Origin of the sequence: Acinetobacter sp. 5862, assembly GCF_024494585.1 — a bacterium.
GTDB lineage: Bacteria > Pseudomonadota > Gammaproteobacteria > Pseudomonadales > Moraxellaceae > Acinetobacter.
Genome location: NZ_JANHGP010000078.1, coordinates 1 through 6,029 on the forward strand (window position 1 = coordinate 1; position 6,029 = coordinate 6,029).

The 6,029-nt window shown below is 41.1% G+C and carries 2 protein-coding genes; both read right to left on the bottom strand.

Annotation, left to right across the window (positions count from 1 at the left end; translation table 11 throughout):
• On the bottom strand, positions 1-667 hold a 667-nt coding region (locus NO346_RS14515), incomplete at its 3' end, for a transposase (RefSeq protein WP_256415590.1).
• Positions 668-870: 203 nt separating this feature from the next.
• The gene (locus tag NO346_RS14520; RefSeq protein ID WP_256415591.1) at positions 871-5,736 is read right to left on the bottom strand and encodes an SdrD B-like domain-containing protein; all 4,866 of its coding nucleotides are present in this window, start codon (positions 5,734-5,736) and stop codon (positions 871-873) included.
• Positions 5,737-6,029 lie beyond the last annotated feature (293 nt).

Consider the following 6,029-nt stretch of genomic DNA (forward strand, 5'->3'; position numbering starts at 1 on the left):
ATAATTGTACAAAGCCAAAATCTTTGAGCCAGACCACTTGACCCTGATGGAAATCTGGCAATAAACGCAGTTGAAACCATTGTCCTTTTTCAGGGGAAACCTTACGGTTACTGTCGACACCAAACATAAATCGAATACCATATTTTCTTATGGTTTTTAGATTTTCAGTCGATGAATACCAACTATCACCTGTAATAAATTGAATCTTTGCACCCCAACTAAGTACTTCACTTAACATATCCATAAAGTAATCATTCTTGGTTTTACCCTCAGATTTGTCATAAATTCGGAAATTAATTGGAATATTTTGACCATTCTGATCTGTCGCATACAGGGTAATGAGATTAATCCCCTTGACGGATCGGTGGTGTTTGCCTGACCAAAAATAGCTAACCAAGTCCATATGTTGACTATATGGTTTATCTAAAACAGTATCATCAATACTGACTATAAGTTTATTATTATCAATATGTTGAATTGCTTCTTGATATAGGTCGTGAGGTGTGTAGTCTTCACGCTCCAGAAAGCGATTTACACTATCATGCGAGATATTATAAGTCTCGGCAAGTTGTGTGCAGCTAATAGAGTTCGGTTCTGTCATGAGAAAGCCCATATAAATGGGTAATGTACAAGTTGCTGTAGAAGCATGTTTAGTTCGTCTGATCACAGATACTTTATAAACTATTTTAATACTTTTTTGAATCCGTCAATGCGTAAGTCCTATCATCTTAAAATCCTATAAATAATCTTTCACTTTTATGACATCAATATGAATCCTTTAATTGAGAATTCAGAACTCCTCCCCCTATCAAAACACCCAGCAAGTAGCTAACAGCCAGACTTCCTGAGCATTTTGCAATAACCACCCCATCACGGTGAAACACAGAACCTCACTGTACCCGTAGCAGAAGGTGGCAGATTACCTGTCAACACCCACTCTAGCTGGCCATTGTTATGGGTTGCTGTACAACCTGTAATGCCTGAAGGGGTAGACTGGCAATTGATGCTACCAAACGTTGTATCCAATGGCACACTGTCTTTCAGCTTTACATTTTGCAACACTTTCACACTATTGTTCTTATAGGTGATCTCATACTCCAGTTTTTGTTGGCTGGTCGCCTGATTGTTGATCGCAAAAGAAGTGCTGTCACTCACTGTTGATGGGCACGTGGCAACGGTACGTACTCGTTTCTGCAAATCAAGTCCTGCACTGCCAATCAGGGTGGTATCCTGTCGCTGGTTGCTTTGTCCTGTGATCGTTTGCGATGGATTACTCAGGCTAATCTGATAGCTGGCCTGTAGTCGGGTCATTTGCTGTGCGCCTGCATAGGCATTACTTGGCGACAGGACACGCTGTACCAGACAGATGTCGGTTGCTGGCTGTAACAGGATTGGGCTACCTGTGGTGGGGTTAAATACACTTTCCCCCGCGTCCACTTTGCCATTACAGTTAGTATCCTGATAGATAATAGCCTGCCATACCTGATCTGTACTGGAAGCTGGCTGTTGTGCCAGATTTTGTACCATCTGGGTAATGTTCACAGGCGCGTAACTGATCAGTCGATGTGGATAGTCAGTCACTTCTCCTGCTTTAATGGTATGTTGCCCATCTTCTATGAGTATCACGCTCAGATTAGCATCGCCAAAATTTCCTGTGGTATAGCTGGCTACAGTACTATTTGCCACGCTAATGGTATCGGTACTACGTGTGTAATTGGCAACACCGCTAACTGAGGTAAAATTTTGCGTATTAGTTTCTATAATACAATAGGGACTTGGCAGATTTGCATTACGAATAAACTGATAATCACCTGCTGCATTGGTTGTGGTTTCTGCAATAATACTACTAATACAATTGGTCAATTGAATCTTCGCACCAGTAATCCCATTCTCGCCAGTATCTTGTACACCATTATAGGCATTAGCAACAATATTATTGGCTGTACCGCCATTGTCATTAAATACGCGCCCCGAAACAATCAGCTGTGAGTTGACACTCACGCTAGACTGGTTGTTATCCAAAATCAGTTCAGGTGCTGAACCCGTTACATTTGCTGTATTGGTAATCGTCCCCAATTGTCTGGAAACTGCCTGTACTCTGACTTGCTTGGTTGTAGCTGGAGTCATTAGCCCCATGTTGCAGGTCAGGGTTTTATTGCTACTATTATAAGTACAACTTCCTCCTGTTGTGGTATAGGAAACATAATCAATTCCTACAGGAATAGTATCCGTAAAAGTCACATTACTGTTTGCAGGTCCCTCATTAAAAATATTGATGGTATACCAAAAGGGTTGATTAACATAAATATTTGTATTATCAACTAATTTTGTAACCTGAACATCTGTTCCAAGTTGCACTGTGGTATTTTCACTATCATTATTATTGGTCGTTAAGCTATCTGTTTCACTCGCCTGAACACTGACCTGATTGACATCGGTACCAATATATTTTGCCAACATACGGATAGTAATCGTTATTGTTTGACCCGCCTCTACACTTCCCAGATTACATAACATTTGATGACTGTTATTTGGTGCTGTGCAGCTTCCCTGCTGGGGAGTAGCATCTATAAATTCAAGATAAGTATAAGGCAGGTTTTCAGTGACTATTACATTGCTTGCGACTGAAGGTCCCAGATTATTTACCGTTACCGTATAAACCACAGTACCATTTTGCGCAACAGGATCAACCAGATCTGATTTATTGATCACCAGATCAATGACGGCAGAAGTTACCGCGGTAGAAACAGAAGAGGTATTATTAGTGCTGACAGCATCATAGATATCTGAACTAATAGTGGCGGTATTGGTTATATTTGTACCTGCTGCGGTCTGTTGTGGACGAACCACCACTGTCACTGATTGTGTTGTATTATTCGCTAAACTAGCCCATTGACACTGAATTTTTCCTGCTGTAGGTACATTTTGTTGACAAGTACCAGTGCCTGTTGGTGTGATTGACATCACTGTCACATTATTTGGTAAAGTATCAATAACAGTAACATTGGTAGCAGCACTAGGACCATTATTTCTGGCGGTTAAAATATAGGTCAGGTTCTGACCAGCAGCAACCGTTGTTAAGGAAGCACTTTTGCCGATCTGCAAATCAGCACTTGGCAGTACATCTAAGGTCACAGTACTGCTATTATCTGTAAAATCTGGATCAGCAACAACAGCAGTACTGACAAAACTGATACTGGCTGTATTTGAACGTGCCATCCCAACCGTCCTAGGTGTCACAGTCACAGTAAATGAAGTACTCGCCCCCACTGCCAGACCACCTGCATAATCACAAGTTAAGGGAGTTACATTGCCTGTTCCTGCTGTTGTACAAGTCCAGCCATTGGCTGCTGCTGTCGTAGAAACCAGTGTTGCTCCTGGATCAGGATTCATACTATCAACCAAGCGTATCGCATTTGATGCTCCTGCTGGCACAGCAGTTCGCCCCTGATTTGTCACCACAAAAGTATAGGTATAACTCTGTCCCATATAAACACTAGCGGTTGACACTGTTTTAACCAGTTTTAAATTGGCATCATCCAGAATAGTGGTTTGCTGTTGGGCAGTATCATTGCTGCCTATTGGATCGTTTGTGGTCACTACTTGTGAGTAGTTAGTCATTGTTGTGCCGTTATTGGCTTTTAATACCACATCAATATCATTGGTTGTATTTACCGTCCAGGTAGATGAAGCGCTCACAGTGCGGGTACAGGTAATCACCGTGCCAGTATCACTACAACTCCAGCCTTGGGTAGATACAGTGGGTGCATAGCTCACAATGGTAGAATTGACAGGAATGGTATCCGTTACTGTCACTGTACGACCCGTTGGCATATTAGATGGTCCATTATTGGTTACACGCAAGCGATAGCGTACATTACCTGTTACTGCCACAGGATCAGGTCCATAAGTAGTATTGCCTGATACGGTATCGTCCTTAACAATTGACAAATCACTATAAGTACCACCTCCTGATGTATCTACAATCGTCAGCGTATTGTCTGACTGGTTATTACTCAGATCAGGATCGGATATGACAGAGCTAATATTGCCAATATTTTGCTTCACCCCAGTACTGGTAAATTTTGCAGACAGTGTGATGCTACCATTATTACTACTTGATACCACCAGACCATTGGTCAGTGTACATGTAATGGTTGTAGGTCCATTAATGGGAGAAGCTGTGCTTGCAGTTGGACAACTCCAGCCAGCTGGCGCAGTAATCGCCGTAATTTGAACACCACTAGGCAACGTATCAGTAATCGTTACTGTTGTTCCAGCAGGGATTGGAGATGTACCCGCATTACGATAAGCAAGCGTGTAAGTTGCTGTAGAGTTTAAAGCACGTACAGCACCAGAACCATTGACAGTTTTAGTAATTCTCAGATCGGCATTTCCGTTCACTGTATGTGTCACTGAAGCTGTATTATTGCTGGTTGCAATATCAGTTAAGATATTACCCACAGAACCTACTGTTGCCGCATTAGTCAATGTACCCCCTTGAGTTGGGATAAAATCAAACTGGATAATCCCCAGACTTTGTGTTGTCGTACTGGTATTCACATAGGGTGTTGAAGAGTCACAAATGACACTCACAGGGTTACTGGCTGATACCGTAAAAGGTAAAGTCTGGCTTGGACTATAATCACAACTCCATACCCCTGAATTACCAGATACTGTTGGTGAAGTAGTGACCTGTATATTATTCGGTAATGGATCCGTGACTCGAACCGTTGCACCTGCTGTATCCCCAATGACTAAAGACGGTGTTAGACGATACCGATAAGTCGCACCTGCACCGATCTGTGTACTCGTCCCAATGGTAGTATTTGACGTATTGGTAAGTACCTTTGCCACACTTAAATCAACCGCCTGATTTACCGAAGTATTTTCTGTAACCGTATTATTGGCAGTGTTTTTATCAGCCATCGTTGAACTCACGCTGGCTTCATTGGTTACCGTCCCATAAGCCAATGCCTTGACGGGTACTGTAATATTCTGAAAACTTGCATTGACTGCCAAGGCATTATTGGCTTGTATATTTCTCTGACACGTTACAACAACTGGTCCATTTTGGGGAAATGTTGTACCACCAGAACTACTACAAGTCCAATTAGTACCACTGGGTAGACTTTGTAGACGCATACTGGATGGAATATTATCTGTTACAGTCACTGTATCTGCTGTAGTATGAGCAAAAGGCCCTAAATTCTTGATCGCCAGCACATAATTATAAGTCGCCCCCTCTGATACTGGATCAGCACTATCCGTTTTTGTGATTTGCAAATCAGCACTTTGTACAACTGTTGTTGTTTCAATCTTACTATTATTGGTTAAATTAGTATCAATTTGACCACTTGAACCTGTGAAGGTACTGGTTAATGTCCCTGGTGTGGTGGGTACAGTCACCTTAATCACAATATTGACTGCCGCATTATTATCAATATTACCCAGACTACAAGTAATTGTTGTTGTACCTGTACATGTCCCCTGCGAAGAAACGACACTTTGCAAACTTACTGTTGCAGGTAACGCCGCCGTCAAACTAACTCCTGTCGAATCATCAGGACCATTATTAGCTACATTCAGAGTATAAGTTAATGTCCCACCTGCTGCGATTGGGTCAGGACTATCATTCTCATTGACAACAATATCAACAGCAGCATGTAAAATAGATGTATATAAGAAAACAATAGCACAAATAAATAAATAAAAGATTTTATTAACTTTTATCACAAAAATTCTCCTCCATCGGTGGGACATTTTTCATCAATAATGAAAGTGAACAACTTCAATCTGACCTTTATTTTTGTCCTAATTAAAGTTTTAATTAACCCTAATGAGTAGCCACACATAATTGTGTGAAATATATCACGTAATTTACAATTTTAAAACATATTTAACATTAATTAGGACTTACGCATTGACGGATTCAAAAAAGTATTAAAATAGTTTATAAAGTATCTGTGATCAGACGAATTAAACATGCTTCTACAGCAACCTGTACTCTACCCATTTATATGGGCTTT